Genomic DNA, 23,677 nt, shown 5'->3' with positions numbered 1-23,677 from the left:
GTGTTGTGCGCTGCCCGCGGAGACGTGATCAATCACAGCGGAGAGCTGCTCGAGCCGGCGTGGATCAGATCGTCGGACGACCTCAGAAGTCACCCACCCACCCGATCACCCCAACCAACGCCACGAACATGGCGGTACCTGTACCGAAATCCCAAATTCCCCCGCCTACTCGCGCCATGCATTTCTTTGGGGTGAGAACCCTGATTGGCGACTAAGGCAGTCGCACAAAGATGGTGCGAAAGCCCTGGATCGACAACACCCCAGTCGTGCAGAGCTACCTTGCGAGTATCCGTTCGCAAGGAGTAGACGCACCCCGACCGCTCGGTCGCGACGAGGCCGGCCGGCAAGTTGTCGAGTCTGTACAAGGCGCGATCGCTATAAGTCAGATGCCGCTCGAAGCCGAGAATTTGCGTCGGGTCGGTCAGATGATTCGCCGCATTCATGATGTGAGCGAATCTGTTCCCCTCCCCGACGTTTCGAATTGGGAGATGCTGCTGCCAGCCGATATCCCGAACTTGATGTGTCACAACGATCTTGCTCCGTGGAATCTCGTCATTGGAGATCGTTGGGTCTTCATCGATTGGGATGGTGCAGGGCCGAGTACCCGGCTGTGGGACCTGGCCTACGCCGCCCAAGCGTTCGCCATGCTCGTTGAGGGTCAATCTGTCGAGTCCGCCTCTTCGAGGCTTCGGGCATTGATCGATGGTTCCGAAGCCGATGTTGCCCTCCGTGAGGCACTTCCAGCGGCCATGGCAGAACGGACCGCCGCGATGTTGGAGCTCTCGCGCACCTCCCACGCGAACGGCCTTCAGCCCTGGGCCGATATGTACGTGGGCGGGCACGGTGGATTCTGGCGTGCAGCGGCCCACTACGTCAGTCGAGATCAAGCGGCTTGGGTGCGAGCGCTCTCGCGATCGGAATAGCTGAACCGATGAGGGTTCTTGCGGAGGGCTAGGGGCGCGAGGGACAGCTGAGCTCGCCCCCTTGCAGTCCCATTCCTGTGAGACGTGTCTCGAAACCTCAGTGTGTCGAAACACATGCGATACGAGACGCAGAGATTAGTCCTGGCGGCACGGCGAGCACCGGGCCAGACGTCTCGGATCTTCACGGACGCGGCATATCCGAAAGGCGTCCAAACAAATGAAACCCAGGTAGCTCGCAGCTGGCTCATTGCCCTACATGTCAACAATCGCATGATGCACGCAGGAAAGCTGCTACACCGAGGTCGCGAGCGCTGCTCATATCGGCCGCTGCCCTTCTTTGCGGAATCGTGACAAATTCAGTCCCTCAAATTCACGGCGCGCTTGACCCGGACGTTTCTTTCGCGACATTTGCTTCTGACTGTTTTTGGTCTCTTTTCCTTCATGATGAGCATGATCCTTTGGCCCCACTCCAACGCACCGCCACGACAGACAGCGAATTAGCATGCCAATGGCGCGACCTCTAGTGTCTCGGAACCTAATTTCCTCGAAACCCATGGGATGCAAGACACTGTCTCGGAAAATCCCAGCTCGTGTCCGCGGGGCGGCGCCGCCGCTGAGACGAGTTTTTGGGATGACTCCTTCTCGTAGGTTGACGAGCACCCCGCTCCCGTCTAGGGAACGGTCCGAGTGCCCCGGAAAGCTGTACCTTCCTGAGGCTTCCCGTGGCACACGTCTGGCCTCGTTGCTACGGCGCGTCACGCGAGGTCGGGCCCACGCGAAACGCTGGCGGCTTGGCGCCAAGATTCCTGCAGGTATCTCGGGGGAGGTAGTTAAGATACCTCGCCGTTCGATCACATGCCGGCGCGTTGCATACATAGTGGCCAGTTGTTGGTGCCGGACCGCTTGTTGTAGGCGGGGATCTGCTGTCCGCTGGGGCAACTGTCGTGAGTGTGGTGCACGCCGGATCGGTTGCATTCGTGGAGTGGTACGGGGATATACAGTGCACGTATGGTCTGTTCATCCGATCGACAGGCCATGTTCACTGCGGTGAAGAGAATGACCCAGCTCGGTCGGCGTATCGAAGGTGCACAGAATGGTGAAGGCGAAAGAGGACACTGAAAAGACCGCTGTTAAGAGTTCAGCGAGAACTGGAGTCGCTGAGAAGAAAGCTGCTCGGAAGACGGCGGATGCGGCTCTGGCCGGTGCTGAGAAGGCGGTCAAGGACGCTCGCAAGGCTGTAAAGGGCTCGAGTAAAAAGCTGCGTAGGAAGGCGCTTGATCTGTCCAGGCAGACCGAAAAACTCGCCGCGAAGCACGCGAAGGCCACCCGTCGGCTGGCGGCGGAGGTCGCCAAGGCCGATAGAGAAAGTGCCTCAGCTCCGAAAAAAGCCTCAGCTAAGCAGTCCTCCGCTCCTAAGCAGTCCTCCGCGCCTAAGCGGTCCTCTCCTCCCAAGAGGACCTCTGCTTCGAAGAAGGCCACGACTCCCAAGAAGTCAGGGACCGCGGCGACGCTCGCCAAAGCGACTAGGCCGTAGTCGGGGCGAGCGTCATTGTGCCTGCAGCATGCTCGGCGAGGTCGAGAAGTTCTCCGGCGTTGTCGAACAGCACGTTGAAAGCGCCGGGTTCGCCGCGTTGGCGCACTGCCGGGGTGCGTTTGCCGGCCAGATAGGCGTGGATCGTCGTGCGGTCCTGGTCTGTGCGACGGGCGATCTCAGTGATCGTCATCCTTTGTCGTTTGCGCGGGTGGATGTTTACGTCGTTCTCCTCTGAATCGGAGGCGGGTGCCTTTCTCGGTGCTGATGTGTGGTCGAAGATCACCAGCACCGAGAAAGGCCCGTCCTTGCGCGCGGAAGCGATCCGGAGTCGGGAATTTTAGTGAGCGCCGTCAATCTTGGAGAAGCATGCCGATGTTCTGTCCCATGTCTGAGCGAAGCCAGGTATTTAGTACCAGGCAGCCGGTTCCCGAGCGAGAGTGTGGCGAGATCGAGCAAGTAAGCCACGAACCGTTGATACCGGAACGCCTAACTCGCGAGCAAGGGAGCTGCGACCGAGGCGATGGCGACGCCGACGAGCGCGACTGCGCCGCCGAGTGCGGTGATCGCGTCGAATGGTTCGCCAAGTAGAAGGGCGAAGAGGTAGCCGAGTGCCGGAATTGCTGCGGTGAGCACGCCGGTGGCTGCGGCGGGAAGGCGTTCGGCGCCGTAGTTGAATAGCACGAGAGTCGGCGCGGTGATTACGACTCCGAGGACCAGCAGGCCGCCGAGACCTCCCCATCCGCTCGGGAGGGCGGCCGCGCCGGCCGCCATCTCTGCGACGAGCCAGGGGAGCATGATCGCCGTACCCCAAACGGCGGTCGCCGTCGCCAGCACGAGCGGATCGACAGCCCCGGCCGCCCGTTGTCGGAGCTCAGCGGGTACACCCTGGCGGAGAAGCACTGTATAGAGTGCGTAGCTGGCCAAGCCGATGAGGCAGAGCAGCACGCCGATGTCCAACGTGAGGCCCGCACCCGCCACGATCACAACACCGGCGGTCGCGAGCACTAGTCCAACGATCGTGCGGGGAGCCACGCGCTCCCTCAGAATGAACAGGCCGAGAAGGGCGGTCAGTGCCGGGAGAGCCGCGTTGCTGAGAGCTGCAGTACCGGGAGTAGTGAACTCAAGACCGACGTTGGTCAGCGAGTAGTACAGCGCAACCCCGAGGAGGCCGAGCAGAATAGTGCGCGGCGCACGAAGCGTACGCACGAACCCTGTCCGACGTGCGGCGAACGGAACCAGGATCACTAGACCGATCGCGAACCGTCCAACTGAGAGCACGGCGGGTGACGCCGTTTTCAAGACCTCGCCGCTGATCCCGAAACTCATCGACCACAACAGCACCGCGATGCCGACGGCCACGAGCGGAAGTTGTCGACGGAGTCCGGGGTGGGTCATGATCGCAGTCTATTTCGGGGCACCTGAGCTGGGCGCATTGCGCGCACTGCGTCTAAAAAACTGAGGCATTCGGAGGTCCCTTGTGTAGGGGGCATCAGGATTGTGGCTCACGCGGGACTGGTGATTGGGCAGCGATTTCGCGTCGGACCGCTGGGGCGACTTCGGTGCCGAGTAGCTCGATTGCTTTGAGGTGCTCGAGGTGGGGAACCCCGCCCATTCCCATGTTGATGATGATTCGCATGTTCCCGTACAGCTGGTGCTGGAGGAGGAGCTTGTCGATCACTTCTTGCGGACTGCCGGTGATGAGCCCTGCGTGCGGGCTCGTGAGCGCGTCGAATTGATCCCGGGGTAGGTGGATGCCGTTGTCGCGTTGGCGTGAGTTTTCGCCGAACCCGGCTCGCAAGTAGGGGTAAGAGATGTCGCGTGCTTGCTGGCTAGTGCGTGCGACGAATCCGTGGCCGTGGAGCATGGTCGGCATGGTCGCAAGGTCTTTGCCGTTTCTTTCCGCTGCTGCTTCGAATGCTTCACGGACCGGGAGTGCGCCGTCGAGGGGCCCGAACAGAACGCCGTAGGCCAGGGGTAGCCCCATTCTTCCTGCCCGTGCGCCCGATGAGGGCGTTCCTCCAACACCCACCCAGATGGGCATTTTCTTTTGGACGGGGCGGGGTGCGACGTCAGCGTTATGGAGTGGTGCGCGGAATTTTCCAGACCAGGTGATGGGGTTGGTGTTCCGGATCGCGACCAGCAGTTCGAGCTTTTCCCGGAAGAGGTCGGCGTAGTCGTTGAGGTCGAAGCCGAAAAGGGGGAAGGAGTCTGTGAATGAGCCACGTCCGGCGATGATCTCGGCACGACCGTTGGAGATCAGGTCGAGGGTGGCGAAGTCTTGGAATGTCCTTACCGGATCGGCGGAGCTGAGGACTGTGACGGCGCTGGTGAGGCGTATGCGTTCCGTTTTCGCGGCGATCGCGCTCAGGAGCACGGCGGGGGTTGCCGGGACGTAGTCGAAGCGTTGGTGCTCGCCGATGCCGACGACGTCCAGTCCCACGTCTTCGGCGAACACCGCTTCGGCGATGATCTCACGTGTGCGTTGTTCTGCGGAGGGGGCGATTCCGGTGGTGGGGTCGCTGGTGATCTCGCCGAACGTGCTGATTCCGATTTCGAAGGTCATGTTGTCACCGGATCCAGAAAGACCAGGACAGAGCTACGAATAGTGCCATCGCGAGCAGGATGACGTTGACGGGTAGCCGCTTCGGGTCGTCGTGCCGACGGACGTGGATGATGATGGCGACCAGTTGCACGAGAACCAAGCCGAACGCGGCCGTCGGCGCGAGGACCGGGAGGATATTGAGCAGTGGCGGGAGGATCAGGCCGATTGCGCCGAGGACCTCGAGCGCACCGATGGTTTTCACGGCCCGTGGGGAGAAGTCTTCCACCCATGACTGTTGCTGTTTGAGTTTGTCGTATGGTGCGAGCACTTTTGTACCACCGGATCCGAGGTAGGCGATAGCGAGAAGACCGGAGACGATCCAGGTGGCGATGAGCATGGGTTTTCCTTCGGGGTGGGTCAGATAGTCGGGACGGCCGGGCGGCCGACCGCGGATGATTGCTCGAGATCGAGGATCCCGTGGCCGTGGCGACGGAAGAGCAGTGCAGTCAGGATGGCGCCGCTAGCGAAGATCGCGGCTGACCACCAGTACGCCGTCGCGTAGCTCACGATCGCGGCGTCTCGTTCAACATCCGGGGAAGCGGCGTGAGTGCTCAGGTAGGCGGTCGTGGCGCTGGCGGCGATGGTGTTCAGCAGGGCGGTGCCAATGGAGCCCCCGATCTGCTGGCTGGTGTTGACCATTGCCGAGGTCACCCCGGCGAAGTCGTCCTGCACGCGAACGGTGGCAGCTTCCATCGCAGCGGGGATGATCGCACCCATGGCCAGTCCGAGAATCATCAGGGGCCCAAGAACGTTCCCCAAATACGTGCTTTCAGCTGTCAGGGAGGTCAGCAGAATCATTCCCGCAGCAGCGAGGATCATCGCAGAAGGAACGATGACCTTCGGGCCGACGCGTGGCACAAGAACGCTCGTGGACAGCTGCGCCGACACCGTCAGCATCACGATCATCGGGAGAAATGACAGTCCAGTCTGGATCGGGGTGAAGTACAGCGACAGTTGCAAGTAATACGTGACGAACAGGAATACTCCGAACATCCCCGCTCCCGCGACCAGCAACGCGATGTAGGCACCGCCACGATCGCGGTCCCGAATTACGGCGAGTGGCAACAGCGGGTGACGTGCCCTCCCTTGCCAGAGTACGAACGCGGTGAGGAGGGCCGCGGCCGTGACCAGCACCCCCCAGGTCCATGGCGAGGCCCAACCTCGTGTCTCTGCACTCGATAGGCCGTAGACGATCCCGAACAGCGAGCCCGACACCAGGACCGTGCCGGGGATATCGAGTTTCGGGCGCGGCCCTGATCGGGTGACATTTGTGACGAAAAGCACTCCGCCGATCAACGCGATTACGGCGATCGGTACGTTGATGTACAGCGTCCAACGCCAGTCAAGTGTTTCGGTGAGCCACCCGCCGAGGAGGAGCCCGATGGCCCCGCCCGCACCGGCGATCGCGCCAAAGATTCCGAATGCGCGCGCTCGTTCTTTCGGGACCGTGAAGGTTGTAACGAGAACGGCAAGGGCCGTGGGCGCGAGCAATGCTCCGAACACGCCTTGCAGGGCGCGGGCCGCGATCAGGGCACCGAAATTGGTGGCCGCGCCGCCAATCGCGGATGCAGCAGCGAATCCGATGAGCCCGATGATGAAGGTGCGTTTGTGGCCGAGCAGGTCCGAAAGTCGGCCACCGAGGAGTAGAAGGCTGCCGAACGTCAGCGCATAGGCGGTGACCACCCACTGCCGGTCCGCGTCGCTGAAGCCGAGGTCGGTCTGCGCGGAGGGTAACGCGATATTGATGACGAAAGCGTCAAGGATCACCATCAGTTGAGCAAGCCCTACGATTCCCAAGATGAGCCAGCGATGCTGAACCGGGGCGACCTTCAGGTCATCCACGGCAGCTGTGGGGGTGGCCATCGTCAGGCGGCTTGAGCGCGAAGGAGGGCGGCAAGAGACTTGCCGTGCCCGATCGCCGACTGGTGGGCGTCGTCGAGCTTCTGTGCGGCGAGGTCCCTGAGGCCTGCCATGGCCGGGTTCACGTTGGCCAAAGTCAGTTCTGCCTCGATGACCTGAAGGTTCAGGCCCCACACGTCTTCGAAGATGCGCTGCAACCACGGCGTTGAGTGATCCCACCCTTCGCGGGGCGAACCCGGTGCGTACATGCCCCCGCGCGCCGTAACCAAGTACGCGGGACGGCCGGCGATGAGCTTTTCGGCACGCGGAGCGAAACGCTCCTCCGTAAGAAGCAGATCAACCCAGTTCTTCACGTGCTGTGACACGCCCCAGTTGTACAGCGGCACAGCGAACAGATATGCATCCGCTGCGATCAGCTCGTCAGCAAGCTCCGTCGCCAACCCTCGCGCTTCGATCGTGCGATCAGCATCAGGAGCATGTTCTGCAGACACTGCAGCCGGCCACGCGGAAGGGGATAGCGGGTTCATTCCGAGATCGCGCCGCACCACAGCGGCACCAGAATGATCCTCAAGAAGCGCATCCTCCAGGAGGGTAGTCACATCTCGGGTCACTGACCCTTGCGGACGAATGCTGGCATCGACACGAAGAATCGTGGACATGGGGCTCCTTTTGTGCGGCGAAAACGATGATCGACAATTTCGATCATCGTTAATGTACACCATTGTGCTCGAGTCCGGGTACGATCTGTGCATGGCCGAAATGCACAAGACAGCACCGCTCGAGGAGATTTCGCGCGGCACACAAGATTTTGGGTGGGCCCTAGGCACGTTGCTGCGCGAGTACCTGCGCGGCATCGAACACGTAGTCCAGGACCTGCCCGGCGGCCCCAGGGCCTACCAGGTGATGACGATCGTGGCAGGAGGAACCTGCCAAAACCAGGCCGCTATCGCCGAGCGACTGGGGATCGACCGCACAATCACTACACACCTACTGGACGGCCTTGAGGCGCAAAATTTGATCACACGCACGCCGGACCCCCTCGACCGCCGTGGCCGCCGCGTTGCACTCACGGCCCAGGGCGTCGAGAAGTTGGCGATGCTCACCAACCATGCTGAAAGCGTGGAACACGGCCTCCTCGCGAGCCTCTCAGAGATCGAAGCGTCCGCCTTACGAATGAACCTTCGACTAGCCGCAGAAACCGTCGGTAGCCGCACCGGCACCGGCGGCACCGCATGCAACGTCGTCGACGATCTCGGCCTTGCGGGTTAATCGGCGGCGCGTTACGCGGCGAGAACACGGCAGCACGTTTGTATTAGTGGCACCACCAGAAGTTCAGGGCCCAAGCGGCTTGCGCACTGTTGCCCAAGAGGTCGTAGACCTGAACTATTCGTGCTCGCGTCCAAGACAAGATTCAAACGGGTCCCCGACACAATGCGTCGGGAATTCTTCTTTCCGCCTGCAGAAGCCAGCTACGCGGGTAGCCGCCATTCCGCTGGGGGGATTGTCAGGGAAACTGCGGGGCCGGGTTCTTTGCTTTCGGAGTGGTGTCCGCGGATGCGGTCGCAGAACCGAAACGGGCCGTTCGCGGGCTCGAACAGGACTGCCGCGTGCCGGTCCCAATCGATGATCCACCAGGACCACGCGGCGCCGAGGTCGTCGCCCAGCTCGGCGGCCAGGTGAGCATTCTTTCTTCTGGCTCCTCGTCGGTACTGGAGTCGATCGCCTCATCGCTGCGGGTCAGCGAGCGCTTCTATCTCGTCGAGGGTCAAGCCGGTCACGTCGCCGTCAGCCATGGGGCACCACCGACCCGATCGCGGGCGTGACGGCCGCTGCCTTGCCCTCGATCTCCGCGTTGAGGTTTTGTCCCTGAACCACGGCGCTGTGTGAACCATGACGGGGCGGGACTTGGAGTTGAACACGATCGCCCACCACTCCGGCAGGGACGCCAGGGCGGCAACGTCCATCGTGTTCACGTTCCGGGTGTTGGTCGAGGTGGACATAGCGCTGTCGCGGCCGGTGAGCTGCCGTAAGTGATTTCGTCATGTTCTCCGATCGACGCCGCGATCGTCTTTAGGAACTCGTCCTCCAGGATGCCGCTGCCAAACAAGCGGTTGGATGCCGCGTCCCAAAGGGTGACCCAGCCGTCTCGGCCGAACGCGTCGATTCCTTGGGCGCGCGACTGGAAATAGGTGTTCAGGATGATGCCCGTGGAGCCGTAACACGAGTACATCGAGGGCAGCTCGGTCCACTTTACGATGTTTGCGCGCTCGTCCAGCTCGATCACCAGGGGCACGTCCAGTCGGCCGCCGTTGGTCTCGGCGGCGCTGCGCGGTCCTGCAGATCGCGCGAACGATAGCGGTCAAAAATGGCCCCGCGGGAGCCCTCACCGTCCTTGGAGAGCAACACGAAAATGTTGGTGCTTCTGATGAACGCGGCAGAGTCGAAGCGGCGCATTCCTTCGGCCGAGGTCCAGGTCAGCAGCTCGTCACCGCCAGGGCGTACGCACGAAGGCGACACGTCCGGCCTCAGCTGAGATACGCAACCGCGCTAGTGGCGGCTAAGTACGAGGTTTGGGCCCGTAGAGCTCCTACCGAAAACGACGGCTTTAGACACCCATCGATAGATAATTACATTACCCATGGGCGACGAGCATGAGAGCCGAATAGGTCGAATCCGCAGCGCGCTCTGGAAGCCCTGGTTGCGCCGTTGGCCGCAGCCACATCGCGTGGGTCGACGGCAACGCGGCCGGGCTAGTGTTCGGTCCAGCAGGCGAGGATGGTTGTAGCTTTTTCGTAGGAGAATGCGGTGCGGGTTATGCCATGCGGACCGAGTTTATTCGTCTGTTTTCTGGCGTTGACTAGTAACGTCATTTTGTCTTTGAGGAAGACGACCACGCCGTCTGCGGTTTCGTAGGCGGGGAATCCGAGATTCGCGAGTCCTTCAAGGGGTTGGATTGGGGCAAGGTTTTCTTGCATCGTGTCGAAGTAGCTCCGGGCCGACGCTGCGTCCGAGGATTCCTGCACCGAGATCACGAATTCTCCATCAGTCAGATGGTAAATGCAGGTGTATTGACGATTGATCCAGCTGTCGACGGAGTGTGCCGGTCGGCGAGGGCCAGCGCAAGGGTGATGTTGTCGCGTGTTTCGGTGCCACAAATCATCTGTGATGCCGCGGACGGCTCTGCTGCCGCGCTGCGTGCGGAGCTCGAATTAGGAATCGGGGAGGACGACGTGCCTGGCATCGACATGCCGGGTGCCATGTCGTTCCCGGCGCCGAAGGAGGTGCCGGCGCAGCCGGCCAGCAGAGCTGTGGAAGCCACCACGATCGCAAGCAGCCAGTCACGCCTGTTGATTCGCGTCTTTGTTCTGCTAGGCCGCATGGCTGGACACTAGGCTGGCGTAGACAACGACGTTGTCTGGATACGTACGGGTTGTTTCGTTGAACTCGCCACCGCAGGTGATGAGTCGTAGTCCCGCATGGTCGGTGTTGCCGTAGACGGAGAACTGCGGGAAGTTGTCCTTTGGATATTTTTCCACTCCATCGACCACGAATTTCGCCACAGTTGCATCGACTCGAGTGACCAAAATCTCATCGCCGGGACGCATATCGCCGAGTCGGTAAAACACCGCGCGCCCCTGCGCTCTGGAGTCGACGTGACCCAAGATGACCGAGGGGCCGATCGTGCCCGGGGTGGGCGAACCGGTGTACCAGCCGGCAGGAGAGGCTTCGTCCAACGACGGCGTCTGTACCGTGCCGTCAGGATTCTGTCCCAATTGCATCAGGAGCGAGTCCACGTCAATCACGGGGATGTTGATCTGGGTGGGCTCGGAGGCGGTCATGATCGGGCCGACAACCGGGTCAGCCTGCGGATTCGCCGGGACCGGGATGGGCTCCGGTGAGGGCGTAACGGAGACTGGCTTCTGAGCTGGGGCTGCCGCGGCGGCCGAGGCTGGTGGTTGTGGAGGAGGTGGAGTGCCCAACAGGGCCAAACCGGCCGCCGTGCAGCCGACGGCGATGAACAGAACCGCCGTCGCGGCAGCCAGACGGCTACCGCGACGACGCTCTTCAGCCGGGAGAATCACTGGAGATCAACCGATCTCAGCCGCGTGCGGTGAGACGTCGACGGACAACCATAGCGCCGCCTGCCGCGGTCAGGAACCCGGCACCGAGGGCGAGGAGGCCAATGTCAGCACCGTTTGAAGTGCTGCCACCGCCGGTTTCCACGCCACCATTAGGCATATTCGATTGCGACGCACTCAGGGCACCGCACAAAGCAGGTGACGTTGCTGCCAGGGGCAGGCTCGGAACCAAATCGCTTGGCGCGTCCTGTGCTGCTTGCGACAACGTGGCCGGGTCTAAACCGTGGACTACCACGACAGCCGTGCCAGCCTCTAGTGAGGCCGCGGTGGCGGCATCCAGAGTGAAAGTGCGGTTGTAGTCGTAATTTGCACCCATCCCGGCAAGAGTCAGATCAGTTCCGGCCGCCGGACTCGTGTCACCGCTGGTGGACAACGTCGTGCCAATCTCTCCGTAGGACGGTTGACCTTCGGTCGTGCTGATCACACCATCTCCATTGGTGTCAGCTGCCGTGGTGGGGCATACCCCCTGCGCTCCGATGTGGATGTGCTGCACGTGCGGATACGGCTTACCGTCGAAGGTCTCGGCCAAACCCTTGACGTTCTGGGTGACTGTGGCCTGGTCGCCGGAAACCTCAATGAAGATGGTGCCGCTGCCATTGCTACCGTTGATCGAATCGAGCGTTCCCTGATACGTCGCGTCCTCTGTAGCTGCAAAGGCTGGGCCACTGGTCAATACGGCCACACCCAGAGCCAACGCGGGAACAAACAATACTGCTGTCTTCTTTTTCATCGAGATCCCTTACTAAGAGGTAGTTTCGAAAACACACATTGCGCGAAGGACGTAGACGAGCCTTCTGCCGCTGATCCTTTGCGTGAATGGCGTTTCTGTCAAGTGCTACTAGCGTTCCTGAGTTGTGGAGTTGAAAGAGGGGGAGGATCTGTTCTGGGTTCGGGTTCGCGAGGGGATGTCGTCGGCGGCAGCGTGTGAGTCTATGGGAGTGAAACGCAGACAGGGATATCGGTGGATCACGGCTGCTGGCGGGCGACTACCGGTTGCCGCCGTGGTGGCTTCGGGGTTCTATTTGGGTCATGAGAGGTGTCTGCGCATCGTGGATGTGCGGTTGGGGGGTGCCTGGGTTCGCGCGATCGCACGGGATCTGAGGCGCTCCGCGTCGACGATCAGCCGTAAGCTGCGACGAAATTCCCACCCGATTACGCGCAGCTACCGGCCGAATGCCGCGCAGAAACTATTCGTGCTCAAAGCGGGCCGGCCCAAGTCGGGCAAGCTCGATGACCGGCTGCTTGCCGGTGTCGTGGAGGAGCTGCTGCGCAAGACTGAAGTCCGCTGCAACCGGCGTGAGTCATCCAGCACCCTCACGCACCTACTTGCGGAGCGGGGTGGCAGATCGGTTCAGAGTGCCGGCCGGGAGAAAATGTTCAGGAGGTTGCCATCAGGATCGCGGAACAAGGTGGATCTGTTGCCCCACGGCATGGTGGTCGGTTCGAGCACGACGTCTACAAGCAAGTCCTGTAGTCGAGCGAACTCCGGGTCGACGTTCGTGACGTGGCGAGCTCGGTCCTTCCTATAGCGAGCTGTGACCGACCGTCGAGAAGTTGCTGGCGCTGATAGGCCACTTCCGTCTCAATCGTGAATGAGTTCGTTGCGGCTTTGACGCCCGAAAATGCAGCGATGTTGGTGAGCAGGACGTGGATCTGCCCCTTCTGCGTCCCTGTGAAGGGCTGACCACCAGTGCGGGAATAGACGAGACTCCCTGTCCGTCCACTTACCGCCGGGAACTGCTCCTCGAGCTGTTCGCTCACCTTCGCCGTCGGGGTGCCCGGGATCGAAATCGAAGACGAGATCGTGCCCGCGAATAGCGCATAACTGGCACCTGACAGAGTGAAAATCACGATCCAGGCATTTATAGTGCTCCACCGTCGTCGTGCAGCGAATCTTCCGCGACGATAGAGAGGACCAGCCATGTGGGGAACCCGTTCTGTTGGGAGGAAGCCGCGGAATCAGGCAACCGAATCGTTATACACACTGTATAGTCAATTGCTATACAGGGGGTCGGTTTATGCTGTACGAGCTGTAAAGTATCTAAGACCATCTAGGAGTTAGGGAACGTTCACCGTGGCACGAGTCGCCCACACCACTCGTTCCGAGCAAACGGCTCAGGCTAGGCTGCGCATTCTCGAAGTTGCCGGCATGATGTTTGCCGAGCGCGGCTATGACGAGACCGCCATACAGGACGTGGCGACGGAACTCGGGCTGACCCGAGCTGCGCTGCACAACCACTACGCGTCTAAGGCAGACATCCTGCGTGAGATCATCGACGCCGAGACGGCACAATTCCTCGCGACGCTAGACGCCATTGGCGCGATCAAGTGCCGAACCGATCGAATGAATGCGACGGTAGCGGCGCTGGTCGCTGCTGGGCTCAATCAGAGACTGCGGATCGTGTTTCTCGTCTCTGACCCCGTTGTGAGCGCCCTCCCGAACGCCGCCGACGGTCGCCCAAAAGTCTTCGATCGCGTCGCAAGGGTGATCTACGGCGAAACCACGACACCGGAACAGGTGTTCGCAGTGAATGCCGCATTCGTGTCGTTTGCGGCTGTATCAGCTTTCCCGCACCTCACGGATGAGCAACTCTCTCTCATCCTGACGCGTGCACTTCTCCGCCTGCAAGGGGTTCATTAGGTTCTCAGAACCGCACCGCACGCGGTACGACGATCAGGCGTAGTCGGCGGCGCCAAATGTTCTCGATTTGTGGCACCGCTACCTCGGGCTGCTGTTAGGTAATGTGTGCGCAGATTATCGGTCAGTGCGACCCATGTCGGCGCTCGACATTTCGTCCCTCGCGACCGAGATCACTCGGGTTCCCATAGACGCCGGGTCCGCCGTTGATAAAGAAGTCCGGGCGACGCCTTTGATCTAAATATTTACTGAGCTCTATCTCGCAATCGCGCTGCTCAAAAACCGCCCGCAGTTGCGCTGTGCTCGTAACACGTCACGTCCATCCGCGACGGCGACCAGTCTGACCGAGAGCTTTTCGTGACGGGCGTAATGCTGCTTCGGGCGGACTAGCGGACAGCCTGGGAGGCGACACTGAACTCCTCGGCAGACTTGCAACAGCGACTCGAACTCTCCCCGCCCGTTTTCGTCGGCGACTCGGTGATGGAGCGGCATCTGATCGAGAACCTCGCTCAGGACGCTATCCGCCACCACATCAGGCGGCATCGCCAGCATCACTCGTGCGGTGGCCGACCGGGTGGTGCGCCTCGAAGGGACATGATGCGTGCGCGGGTCAGCTGGCTAAGCCGTTCCGCCGGGGCGAGATCGCACTAGCGCGGCAGCCCTCAGCAAATCGCTTGACAAACGAATGGAGACAAAAGGCCCGTGTGGGCTGCGGGTCGATTGGCGGCTCTCCAAATGGCTGCCCGTGAGCGGGCCTGGCCTGGGTCTGGTCGTGCCTGGTCTGACTGGGCCGGGTCCGTTTGGGCTAGCCGATCGAGGTGGCGATGCGGTCGCGCAGGACGCTTTGCGCGGCCAGGAGCGGCAGATGCCCGGCACCGTCCAGAGCGTTCGCGATGGCCGGGCGGATGTCTACTGCGGGGTAGAGGGCGCGTAGGCCGCGTTCGAATCGTGCCGCGATTTCTGGGGCACGAAGTACTCCGCCGATGCCGCACACGACAGGGGAGGTCCTCACACTCTCACCCACTCGACGCAGCGCTGTGGCGGCCGACAAGACTAACTCCGTGGCGGCCCCGGTGCAGATCGCGGCGGCGACGGCGTCGGTGCCAGCCAACTCCGTGACCTGGCGTGAGTACGCCGCGATGTGGCTGACTCGAAGCGGATCGGACTGCAACTCGAGGTAGGCCACCTCGAGGTTGCGAAACTCCTGAAGCACGACCCTGGTCAGGGCAGTCGCCGGACCGCGGCCATCATGCGCGCGCATGACGGCATCGAGCGCTGCCCGACCGATCCAGTAGCCGCTACCGGCGTCGCCGATTAAGTTCCCCCAGCCGTCGATGCGGGCCACGTCGTCGGCACCCACCGCCAACGTGACGACGCCGGTGCCCGCTGCGACGACTACGCCGCGCTCGTCACCGAGTGCGCCCAAATAACTCGTCACCGAGTCGTGCGTCAGAAACACCTCGTGCACTCCATAGCCGGCCGTGCTGTTACGGAGTTCGTCGGGGTTGGTTTCGGCTTTCGAGAAACCGGAGATGCCGGCGCTTACGGTAAAAATCGGAGCAAGGGTCGACTCTGCGACGCGGGCGACCACCTCGCCTAACTGCGGGATCAGGGCGTTATCTGTGCGGATACCTCCGAACTCGAAGGTGCGAGGCCGGTCGTTCCCGGTGTGCAGTCGCGCCCGGATGCCGGTTTGGCCGGCGTCGATGGTGAGCGAGCGAGGTCGAGGAGTCATACGCTGTCCTATCCAGCTCGGTAAGTGGTTGTGCCGGCAGCGAGCTCGATGGTTCGGCTGGTTTCAGTGACGGCGGTGCTCAGCCGACGGGCGGGCTGAACCGTGATTGTTCCGGGCTTGTTGTGCGTACGCATGCTTCATGCTAGGACCGGTTTTCGGCACCGTCAAACTGCTATGTCAGCGTTGTCTCATCGTGCCCGGGGCGCCGCACTTCAAGGGCCGCGTAGCAACACGAGCGCATGGGCGCGATTGTTGCCGTAGCAGGCTTGCGGATGTCTGAGAATGGTCTTACGTTGACATGCGCGCCGGCAGATCAGATCGGGCCCGACGAGAAGAGTGACAATGACCACGCCATCATGATTGTGTCAGCATGAACGCGCAGTCGAGAGCGACGCTGGCCGATGTCGCGAGACTCGCCGGTGTCAGTTCGAAAACAGTGTCGCGAGTGTTTTCCGACACCGGTAGTGTGTCGCGCGACACCCGGGCACGAGTACTCGCGGCGGCCGAGCGGCTGCACTTTCGTCCGAACACGCTGGCGCGCAATTTACGCCGCGGCGGCGTCGCCAGCACTGTCGCGTTCGTCATCGGAGACCTCACAAACCCGTTCCATTTCCTCGTCGCGGCTGGGATCGAACGTGAATTGGCCCTGAGCGGGCTCACATTGGTGTTGGCCACCACCGACGACTCGCCAGAAAGCGAGAAGCGGGTTGTTGATGCATTGCTCTCACAGCGGGTCCGCGCGCTGATCTTGATTCCGATCGCTGACGACCAGTCATATTTGGAAGGCGAGCGACAGCTGGGTACGCCAATCGTGGGTGTCGACCGGCCCGCCAGCAACCTCGTAGCCGACTCGGTGGTGTTGCGGAACCGGCTGGGCATGGCCGAAGCGGTGCGCTCGCTCACCGCGATAGGTCATCGCAAGATCGGTTTTATCAGCAACTCGTCGGCTATGTATACCCAGCGGGAGCGCCTGGCCGGATACCGTGACGCCCTGCGAGAAGTGGGGGTCTTCGACACCGCGCAGTGGGAGCGCGTCGACGACGACCCTACGGTGTCACCCAAGTTCGTCGTGCGTCGCCTGCTTGACCTGCCTGATCCGCCCACTGCCATCGTCGCGGGGAACAACCGCGCCAGCGCGGGCGCCGTGCGCGCGCTGCTGGACCGCGAACCTACCGTGGCATTCATCGGTTTCGACGACTTCGAGCTTGCGGATGCCTTGGGCATCTCAGTCGTCGCCTACGACTCCTTGCAACTTGGCCGCACCGCCGCGCGGCTAGCGCTGGACCAGTTGGCCAACCCCGGTGCCTTCCCCAGGCAGATCGAATTGCCCACCCGACTCCTCCAGCGCGGTTCTGGCGAGATCCCTCCGCCGAGCTGAGGGCAACAGTTCTTCGTGCGGACTCCGTCCCAGGGCCAGCTGAAACCGGTCGTCGCATCACGATTTGCGTTCACTTGTTGACCGCATGACCGTAATGCGACACTCTTGGTAGCATGCCGGTTCGCCAGAGGAGACATCCAGGGTCACAGAGCGCTCTGCGACTTTCGAACCAACAGCGAATCCTGTCCAACTTGGTCTCCTCCGGACCCACGACGCAGGCCGATATCGCCCGGAATACCGGGCTTTCTACCGCAACGGTGTCGAATATCGTCAAGGTGCTCGTCGACCTCGGTTTGGTCTCGACTTCACCCACCACGAGTTCGGGAAGGCGCGCCCAGTTGGTTAGCCTGTCGTCGACCGACGGAGCTGTTTCAGTGGGAATTGACTTCGGGCGGCGCCACGTGCGCGTCATAGTGGCCACGCTCGACTACCGGGTGATCGCTGAGAAGGAAGTCGAGATTCCGCTCGGCTACACGGCGGCTGAAGCGCTAGACATCGCCGCCAACCTACTCGCCTCCAGCCTCGTGCAGGCCGGCGTGCAACGCTCTGCCGTGCTTGGCGTGGGAGTGGGTGTACCCGGGCCCATCGACCGCCGCACGGGCACCGTCGTCAGGGGCGCCATCCTGCCCGAGTGGGTCGGCGTCACGGTGGGCATGGTGGAGGAGTGCCTCGAGCTGCCGGTGTATCTGGAAAACGACGCCAACCTGGGCGTGCTCGCCGAGGCCACGTGGGGGGCGCATGCCGGAACGCCCACTGTCGTCTTCGTCAAGGTAGGCACGGGCATCGGCGCAGGCCTCATCCTCAACGGAAGTCCGTATTCCGGAAACATAGGTTTGACCGGGGAAATTGGGCACACCCCGATCCATGAGTACGGGCTATTGTGCCGCTGTGGCAATCGCGGATGCCTCGAGACGGTCGCCTCAACGACCATCATGATCGAGCTACTCTCGCGCACCCTCGAGCGGCCGGTGCGAACACGCGACATCGTGCGGCTCGCGCTGGAGGGCGACGTACGCGCAATCCGCGTCGTTGAAGAGGCTGGCCTCGCCGTCGGCCGGTCGATCGCCGCGATTACCAACCTCATCAACCCGCACACAATTATTGTCGGCGGACCGCTGACCGGGTTAGGGGAGTTGCTGCTGAGCCCGATCCGCAGCGGACTCGAACGCTACGCCGTGCCAATGATCGTGGAAACCACGGAACTGGTGATGTCGGCGCTGGGCGAGCGGGCCGAGGCGCTTGGTGGCGCGGCTCTCGTACTACAGCAGTCGGGGATTCATCCCACCGCTAGCTGATCGTTGCCAAGTCGTTGCGTTAATAAGTTGACGACATGGAGCGTTGGGTCTAGCTTCTAATCGGGGCCACGAAACCGTGGTTCTGGCAGACGAGGAGGTCAGACGTGGAGACGGCTCACAACAGTCATCCCACCATCTTGGAGATGCAGTCCATCACCAAGGAATTCCCGGGCGTGAAGGCCCTCGATAAGGTGTCGCTCACAGTCAAGGCCCGCGAGATCCACGCGATTTGCGGCGAGAACGGTGCGGGCAAATCCACGCTGATGAAGGTTCTCTCCGGTGTGTACCCGTTCGGCACCTACGACGGCGACATCGTCTATGAGGGTACAGTCGTGCGCTTCCGCGACATCAAGCAGAGCGAAGCCGCCGGAATCGTCATCATCCACCAGGAGCTCGCGCTCATCCCGGAGCTCTCGATCACCGAGAACATCTTCCTCGGCAATGAACCCGGCCGGGGCGGCGTCATCAACTGGGTCGAGGCACAGCGCCGGGCGATCGAACTGCTCGCTAGGGTCGGGCTCGACGACGACCCCGACACTCAGATCAAGAACATCGGCGTCGGTAAGCAGCAGCTCGTGGAGATCGCCAAGGCCCTCAACAAGAACGTCAAGCTGCTCATCCTGGATGAGCCCACGGCCGCACTCAACGAGAACGACTCGCAGCACCTGCTCGATTTGATCCTTGGCCTCAAGGGCAAGGGCATCTCGTCGATCATGATCTCCCACAAGCTCAACGAAATCGAGCAGATTGCCGACCAGATCACGATCATCCGCGACGGCAAGTCCATCGAAACGCTCGACGTGAAGGCCGACGGCGTCGACGAAGAGCGAATCATCCGCGGTATGGTCGGGCGAACACTCGGCAATCGGTTCCCCGAGCACACCGCCACCATCGGCGACGTCTTTTTCGAGGTGCGTGACTGGACGGTGCAGCACCCGCTGACGACCGAGCGCCTCGTGGTGAAGAACTCGAGCTTCACCGTACGCCGCGGCGAGGTGGTCGGGTTCGCCGGACTCATGGGGGCGGGTCGCACCGAGCTCGCGATGAGTATTTTCGGCCGCTCCTATGGCAAGTTCCTTTCCGGGCAGGTCTTCAAAGATGGTGAGGAGATCAGGTTGCGCACCGTCGCTGAGGCGATCGGACACGGCATCGCCTATGTGAGCGAAGACCGCAAGTCGCTCGGCCTGAACCTGCTAGATACCATTAAGCGCTCCATCGTGTCGGCGAAACTCGGCAAGATTTCCCGCGGCACCGTGGTCAACGAGCTTGAAGAGGCCCAGGTTTCCGAGGGCTACCGCAAGAGCCTGCGCATCAAGACTCCCACCGTCGAGGAGGGCGTCACCAAACTGTCCGGCGGTAACCAGCAGAAGGTGGTGCTGGCGAAGTGGATGTTCACCGATCCCGACCTGCTGATCCTCGACGAGCCCACTCGCGGCATCGACGTGGGGGCGAAGGCCGAGATCTACCAGATCATCCGCGACCTCGCCGCGCAGGGCAAGGGCATCATTATGATCTCCTCCGAGCTGCCCGAACTCCTCGGCGTCTCCGACCGCATCTACACGATCTTCGAAGGCAAAATCACCAACGAACTCCAGGTCGCCCAAGCCGACCCCGAAACCCTCATGCGCAGCATGACCTCCTCCTCACAGAAAGCAGTCGCGTAATGAGCGCACCCGCAACCGAGAAGAGCGGCGGATTCGACATCCGCGACCTGAAGAGACTGTTCGGTGGTGGTGGTTCGCTCAAGCAGTTCGGCATTCTCGGGGCCCTCGTCGTCATCATCATCTTCTTCCAGATTTGGACGGGGGGTAAGACGCTGCAGCCCGGCAACATCATCAACATCGTGCAGCAGTACTCCTACATCCTGATTCTGGCTATCGGCATGGTGATGGTGATCATCGCCGGCCACATCGACCTGTCGGTGGGGTCGGTGGCGGCCTTCACCGGCATCATCGTTGCTCTGGCCATGAAGGACTGGAATTTCCCGTGGTGGGCCGCGATCATCCTGGGCCTCGTCGTCGGTGGGCTGATCGGGGTGTGGCAGGGCTTCTGGGTCGCGTACATAGGGGTGCCCGCGTTCATCGTGACCCTGGCCGGCATGCTCATCTGGCGCGGTGGCAACCAGTTCATCGGTGACTCGGCGACCGTCCCGGTCGGCACCGGGTTCCAGGTTATCGGCAAGGGCTACCTCCCCGAGGTCGGCCCGAACTTCGGCCTGAACAACCTCACGATGCTCCTCGGAATCCTCGTGGTGGTGATCCTCATCGCCCTGGAGGTACGAGGTCGCCGCACCCGCAACATCATGCGTGCGTCCTCCGAGCCCATCTGGCTCAGCGTGCTTCGTGTCGTCATCCTCGGCGGTGTTGTGCTGGTGGCCGCCTACCTGTTCGCCACCGGCCGCGTCGGCACCAGTTTCCCGGTGTCCGGCATCATTCTCGCCGTACTGGTCGTGGCTTACTCTTTCCTCACCAACAAGACGACCATCGGACGTCACATCTACGCGGTCGGCGGAAACAAGCACGCTGCCGAGCTGTCCGGCGTGAACTCCAAGCGCGTCAACTTCTTCGTGATGATGAACATGTCGGTTCTGGCGGCTCTGGCCGGCATGATCTTCGTCGCTCGTTCGCAGGCTTCCGGCCCGTTCGACGGAACGGGCTGGGAACTCGACGCAATCGCAGCGGTGTTCATCGGCGGTGCCGCGGTCTCCGGCGGTATCGGAACCGTCGCGGGCTCCATCATCGGTGGACTCGTGATGGCCGTGCTGTCGAACGGCCTGGCGCTCAAGGGCATCCAGTCCGACCTCGTGCAGATCATCAAGGGCCTCGTGCTCCTGATCGCCGTCGGCGTCGACGTCTACAACAAGTCGCAGGGTCGCCCGTCGATCATCGGCCTGATGACGCGCAACAAGGGCGGTCAGGGACCGACCGACGATGCCACCTCTGCCCTTGTCACACCGGGCGGTGGAACTCCGGACACCGCGGTGCCGGCCGACCTCAAGAACTAAATTCTCACCCACACGTTTACACCCCGAAGAATCACATCAACCCTGCACCACACACAGAAAAGAAAGAGATCCCAATGAAGAAGATCCTTTTTGCTGCGACCGCCGTCATGGCAGTCGCAGCACTCGGCCTCACCGGCTGCGCCTCCGACACCGGACGCGGCGCCGCTGCCGGCACCGACGACGCCGTCAGCGGCTTCCCCGCCGACTCGCTCGTCGGCGTCGCACTGCCCGACAAGACCAGTGAGAACTGGGTTCTCGCCGGCAGCCTCTTCGAAGAGGGCCTCGCCGACGCCGGCTTCAAGGGCGACGTGCAGTACGCCGGTGCCAGCAACGCGGTCGCCGACCAGCAGCAGCAGATCTCCACAATGGTGACCAACGGCGCCAAGGTCATCATCATCGGCGCCAAGGACGGCGCGCAGCTCGGCACCCAGGTCGCCGACGCCAAGGCCGCCGGCGTAACGGTCATCGCATACGACCGCCTCATCCTCAACACCGACGACGTGGACTACTACGTGGCCTTCGACAACTTCAAGGTGGGCCAGCTCCAGGGCCAGGCTCTCCTCGACGGTCTCGCCGCCAAGTTCCCGGACAAGGCCACCTACAACGTGGAACTCTTCTCCGGCTCTTCCGACGACTCGAACTCCGCGGTCTTCTTCGACGGCGCTATGGACGTGCTCCAGCCGAAGATCGACGACGGAACCCTGAAGGTCGTTTCCGCCCAGACCGAGATCAGCCAGACCGCAACCGATGGCTGGAAGCCGGAGAACGCCCAGCGCCGCATGGACACACTCATGCAGGGCACCTACCAGACCGAGACCGTCGACGGCGTCCTTTCGCCCAACGACACCCTCGCCCGCGCCATCATCACCTCGGTGAAGGATGCCGGACAGGCCGAGCTGCCCGTCGTGACCGGTCAGGACTCCGAGGCTGCCTCGATCCCGCTGATCATGTCTGGCGACCAGTACTCGACCATCTACAAGGACACCCGCGCGCTGGTCAAGGAAGCCATCGCCATGGCGTCTGCTCTCCAGGCCGGTGACGAGCCCACCGTCAACGACACCGAGTCGTACGACAACGGCAACAAGGTCGTGCCCGCCGACCTGCTCACCCCGGTCATCGTCACGAAGGACAACGCCGCAGAGGCGTACGCCGAGAACCCCGAGCTGCTCGCGCTCACCAAGTAGCACCCGCCAAACACGACGACACCGGTCGGCCCCTTCCGGGCCGGCCGGTGTCACGTTGAGTGCGACGCGCACATAGATAGCCATTCAGGCTGTGAATGACATATCGCCAAAGTCAGGGACTCAGAGCGAATTCCTGAACACCGGGGTGAGAGCGAATCTGAGCGGAGCAGTTCGGCTGGCTCAGCGCGATCTTCGGAGTCCACGACCCCGCCCCGATCCTCAGCTTCCTACCGATACTCGAAATCGGGGTGCACTTCGGCCTGGCGATGGACTACCAGTTGTTCCTGGTGTCCGGGATGAGAGAAGCCTACGCGCACGGCTCCTCAGCACAGGAAGCGGTGCAACGCGGCCTCCGCCTGGGCCGACCTGTAGTCACCGCCGCAGCACTCATCATGATCGCAGTCTTTGCCGGGTTCATCTTCTCGGAGTCAGCGACTCTTCGACCAATCGGGTTCGACCTTGCATTCGGCGTTCTCCTCGACGCATATATCGTGCGGATGCTCCTGATCCCCACCGCCATGCACCTCCTCGGCGACGCCGCCTGGTGGATTCCGAATCGGCTAGACCGGCTATTGACAAACATCGATGTGGAGGGCGCGTCGCTCGATCCCCTCGCAATCACGGGCCCGAAACCGCGCCACCCCGTCTCTCAACGCTAAACGCGTTGTTCACCACGTGTGTGATGGTCATCGAGTTCGAAGGCACAGCGGCCGTTCACGGCTGCGAACGTCTACTTGGGCGGACTCCCAACTGCGAGCGGTGCCCCGTCCGAGACACCGCGACGGTTGTCGTAGACGGTGTTGGAACGAGGCTTCCTCTGGGTTTGGCGTTACTAACGCCAATCATTTTACGTTCAGCCCGTCTCGCCCATCTACTTTGCTGACGGTTCTGTCGTCGTCTGCGAAGCGGGCGACTCTCTGAGGGTTTTCGCCCTCAATGAAAGCCTTGATATGCGGGACTTTGTATGCACCCCAGGAGCGTTCCCGGGAGATACCGCCGAGGCGTACTCTCGTCGTCGTCAATGAAAACCACTAAGTAGGTCACCCACCACTGATCAAATCACGACTTGTGCATTCCGGAAACACGACTGAAGGCGTGACGGTCAGGCCAGAATCTTGCCCGTTCGTCCTGAAGCCAACCGGCCGCTGTAGGGCAACTGGATCCAAATATCGCACGCAGACTCAAGCGGGCCAGCGACAGGGGCCTTTCACCGGGGGTGGAGGCATGCGTGTCAGAGCCCTGTCGTCGACGGTGACGGTCGCTTTTCGCCGCTCTCCCGTCTGCCCCCCCCGTTACTTTCTTCGTAGCCCTTGATCCTGTAGTTATGTGAGGGTGTTGGCCTGTCAGGCCCGGCATGGTTCTTGCCCCAGTCGTCCATGATCCGG

22 protein-coding genes and 2 pseudogenes are annotated in these 23,677 nt (G+C 62.0%); 12 read left to right on the top strand and 12 right to left on the bottom strand.

All coding sequences use genetic code 11. From position 1 onward, the window contains the following. Positions 1-386 precede the first annotated feature (386 nt). Entirely contained in the window at positions 387-923 is a 537-nt protein-coding gene (locus E3T19_RS05715; RefSeq protein WP_241980040.1) for a phosphotransferase, read from the top strand. Positions 924-2,016: 1,093 nt separating this feature from the next. Next, positions 2,017-2,457, top strand: coding sequence for a hypothetical protein (locus tag E3T19_RS05710; protein ID WP_134408320.1), 441 nt, complete (start codon positions 2,017-2,019; stop codon positions 2,455-2,457). Here E3T19_RS05710 and E3T19_RS05705 read toward each other — a convergent pair. The 6 genes from E3T19_RS05705 to E3T19_RS05680 all read right to left on the bottom strand — a co-directional run bounded on the left by E3T19_RS05705 (position 2,447) and on the right by E3T19_RS05680 (position 7,578). Beyond that, positions 2,447-2,647: a hypothetical protein gene (locus E3T19_RS05705; protein WP_134408319.1), complete on the bottom strand. Its 201-nt coding sequence runs from the start codon at positions 2,645-2,647 to the stop codon at positions 2,447-2,449. The two genes, E3T19_RS05710 and E3T19_RS05705, sit on opposite strands and share 11 nt — an antisense overlap. A 296-nt stretch (positions 2,648-2,943) precedes the next feature. Then, positions 2,944-3,852, bottom strand: coding sequence for a DMT family transporter (locus E3T19_RS05700; protein WP_134408318.1), 909 nt, complete (start codon positions 3,850-3,852; stop codon positions 2,944-2,946). A gap of 94 nt (positions 3,853-3,946) precedes the next feature. Next, the gene (locus tag E3T19_RS05695; protein WP_134408317.1) at positions 3,947-5,020 is read right to left on the bottom strand and encodes an LLM class flavin-dependent oxidoreductase; all 1,074 of its coding nucleotides are present in this window, start codon (positions 5,018-5,020) and stop codon (positions 3,947-3,949) included. A 4-nt stretch (positions 5,021-5,024) separates the two neighbouring features. Then, positions 5,025-5,396: a DoxX family protein gene (locus E3T19_RS05690; RefSeq protein ID WP_134408316.1), complete on the bottom strand. Its 372-nt coding sequence runs from the start codon at positions 5,394-5,396 to the stop codon at positions 5,025-5,027. Between the two features lie 20 nt (positions 5,397-5,416). Then, positions 5,417-6,901 (bottom strand): MFS transporter, encoded by a 1,485-nt coding sequence (locus tag E3T19_RS05685; RefSeq protein ID WP_241980039.1) that lies wholly within the window; start codon positions 6,899-6,901, stop codon positions 5,417-5,419. Positions 6,902-6,924: 23 nt separating this feature from the next. Beyond that, a complete protein-coding gene (locus E3T19_RS05680; RefSeq protein ID WP_134408314.1) occupies positions 6,925-7,578 on the bottom strand; it encodes an FMN-dependent NADH-azoreductase in 654 nt (217 codons plus the stop codon). Here E3T19_RS05680 and E3T19_RS05675 point away from each other — a divergent pair. Together E3T19_RS05675 and E3T19_RS05665 are read left to right on the top strand one after the other, a co-directional pair. After that, positions 7,577-8,188: a MarR family winged helix-turn-helix transcriptional regulator gene (locus tag E3T19_RS05675; RefSeq protein WP_166788805.1), complete on the top strand. Its 612-nt coding sequence runs from the start codon at positions 7,577-7,579 to the stop codon at positions 8,186-8,188. The two genes, E3T19_RS05680 and E3T19_RS05675, sit on opposite strands and share 2 nt — an antisense overlap. A gap of 338 nt (positions 8,189-8,526) precedes the next feature. Further along, positions 8,527-8,742, top strand: a complete 216-nt coding sequence (locus E3T19_RS05665; RefSeq protein WP_134408312.1) for a hypothetical protein — start codon at positions 8,527-8,529, stop codon at positions 8,740-8,742. A 146-nt stretch (positions 8,743-8,888) separates the two neighbouring features. Here the strand turns inward: E3T19_RS05665 and E3T19_RS05660 are convergent, their stop codons facing one another. Both E3T19_RS05660 and E3T19_RS05655 read right to left on the bottom strand, forming a co-directional pair. Next, complete coding sequence (locus tag E3T19_RS05660; protein WP_166788804.1) at positions 8,889-9,203, bottom strand: TraM recognition domain-containing protein; 315 nt, start codon at positions 9,201-9,203, stop codon at positions 8,889-8,891. Positions 9,204-9,669: 466 nt separating this feature from the next. After that, a complete protein-coding gene (locus tag E3T19_RS05655; protein ID WP_134408310.1) occupies positions 9,670-9,951 on the bottom strand; it encodes a hypothetical protein in 282 nt (93 codons plus the stop codon). A gap of 114 nt (positions 9,952-10,065) precedes the next feature. On the opposite strand from E3T19_RS05655, the gene E3T19_RS05650 reads away from it, so the two are divergent. Continuing rightward, positions 10,066-10,311: a hypothetical protein gene (locus E3T19_RS05650; RefSeq protein WP_134408309.1), complete on the top strand. Its 246-nt coding sequence runs from the start codon at positions 10,066-10,068 to the stop codon at positions 10,309-10,311. Here the strand turns inward: E3T19_RS05650 and E3T19_RS05645 are convergent. The 3 genes and pseudogenes from E3T19_RS05645 to E3T19_RS05635 form a co-directional block, all read right to left on the bottom strand. Beyond that, a complete protein-coding gene (locus E3T19_RS05645) occupies positions 10,288-10,758 on the bottom strand; it encodes a class F sortase (RefSeq protein ID WP_198418770.1) in 471 nt (156 codons plus the stop codon). The genes E3T19_RS05650 and E3T19_RS05645 overlap by 24 nt on opposite strands. A 259-nt stretch (positions 10,759-11,017) precedes the next feature. Further along, positions 11,018-11,788 (bottom strand): hypothetical protein, encoded by a 771-nt coding sequence (locus tag E3T19_RS05640; protein WP_134408307.1) that lies wholly within the window; start codon positions 11,786-11,788, stop codon positions 11,018-11,020. 621 nt (positions 11,789-12,409) lie between these two features. After that, positions 12,410-12,553 (bottom strand): annotated as a pseudogene (locus E3T19_RS05635) (VOC family protein); the annotation flags it as partial. A 579-nt stretch (positions 12,554-13,132) separates the two neighbouring features. Here E3T19_RS05635 and E3T19_RS05630 point away from each other — a divergent pair. Then, positions 13,133-13,699: a TetR/AcrR family transcriptional regulator gene (locus E3T19_RS05630; RefSeq protein WP_166788803.1), complete on the top strand. Its 567-nt coding sequence runs from the start codon at positions 13,133-13,135 to the stop codon at positions 13,697-13,699. Positions 13,700-14,501: 802 nt separating this feature from the next. On the opposite strand, the gene E3T19_RS05625 is transcribed toward E3T19_RS05630, so the two are convergent. Next, positions 14,502-15,431, bottom strand: coding sequence for an N-acetylglucosamine kinase (locus E3T19_RS05625; RefSeq protein ID WP_134408305.1), 930 nt, complete (start codon positions 15,429-15,431; stop codon positions 14,502-14,504). Positions 15,432-15,801: 370 nt separating this feature from the next. Between E3T19_RS05625 and E3T19_RS05620 the strand changes: the two genes are divergently transcribed. The 6 genes and pseudogenes from E3T19_RS05620 to E3T19_RS05595 form a co-directional block, all read left to right on the top strand. Continuing rightward, entirely contained in the window at positions 15,802-16,809 is a 1,008-nt protein-coding gene (locus E3T19_RS05620; protein ID WP_134408304.1) for a LacI family DNA-binding transcriptional regulator, read from the top strand. Positions 16,810-16,922: 113 nt separating this feature from the next. Next, positions 16,923-18,104 carry an ROK family transcriptional regulator gene (locus E3T19_RS05615; protein WP_134408303.1) on the top strand — a complete coding sequence of 394 codons (1,182 nt, stop codon included), beginning with the start codon at positions 16,923-16,925 and terminating at the stop codon, positions 18,102-18,104. A 143-nt stretch (positions 18,105-18,247) separates the two neighbouring features. Next, positions 18,248-19,768 (top strand): multiple monosaccharide ABC transporter ATP-binding protein, encoded by a 1,521-nt coding sequence (gene mmsA, locus E3T19_RS05610; RefSeq protein ID WP_134408302.1) that lies wholly within the window; start codon positions 18,248-18,250, stop codon positions 19,766-19,768. A gap of 38 nt (positions 19,769-19,806) precedes the next feature. Then, complete coding sequence (gene mmsB / locus E3T19_RS05605; RefSeq protein WP_134408322.1) at positions 19,807-21,108, top strand: multiple monosaccharide ABC transporter permease; 1,302 nt, start codon at positions 19,807-19,809, stop codon at positions 21,106-21,108. A 74-nt stretch (positions 21,109-21,182) separates the two neighbouring features. Then, the gene (locus E3T19_RS05600; protein ID WP_134408301.1) at positions 21,183-22,292 is read left to right on the top strand and encodes a sugar-binding protein; all 1,110 of its coding nucleotides are present in this window, start codon (positions 21,183-21,185) and stop codon (positions 22,290-22,292) included. 167 nt (positions 22,293-22,459) lie between these two features. Continuing rightward, positions 22,460-22,951: pseudogene (locus tag E3T19_RS05595) on the top strand (MMPL family transporter); the annotation flags it as partial. Between the last annotated feature and the right edge of the window lie 726 nt (positions 22,952-23,677).

Source organism: Cryobacterium sp. TMT4-31 (genome assembly GCF_004403385.1).
In the GTDB taxonomy this organism is placed as follows: domain Bacteria; phylum Actinomycetota; class Actinomycetes; order Actinomycetales; family Microbacteriaceae; genus Cryobacterium; species Cryobacterium zongtaii.
Note: the sequence above shows the minus strand (reverse complement) of the source record. Positions and strands in the feature narration are given on the sequence as shown.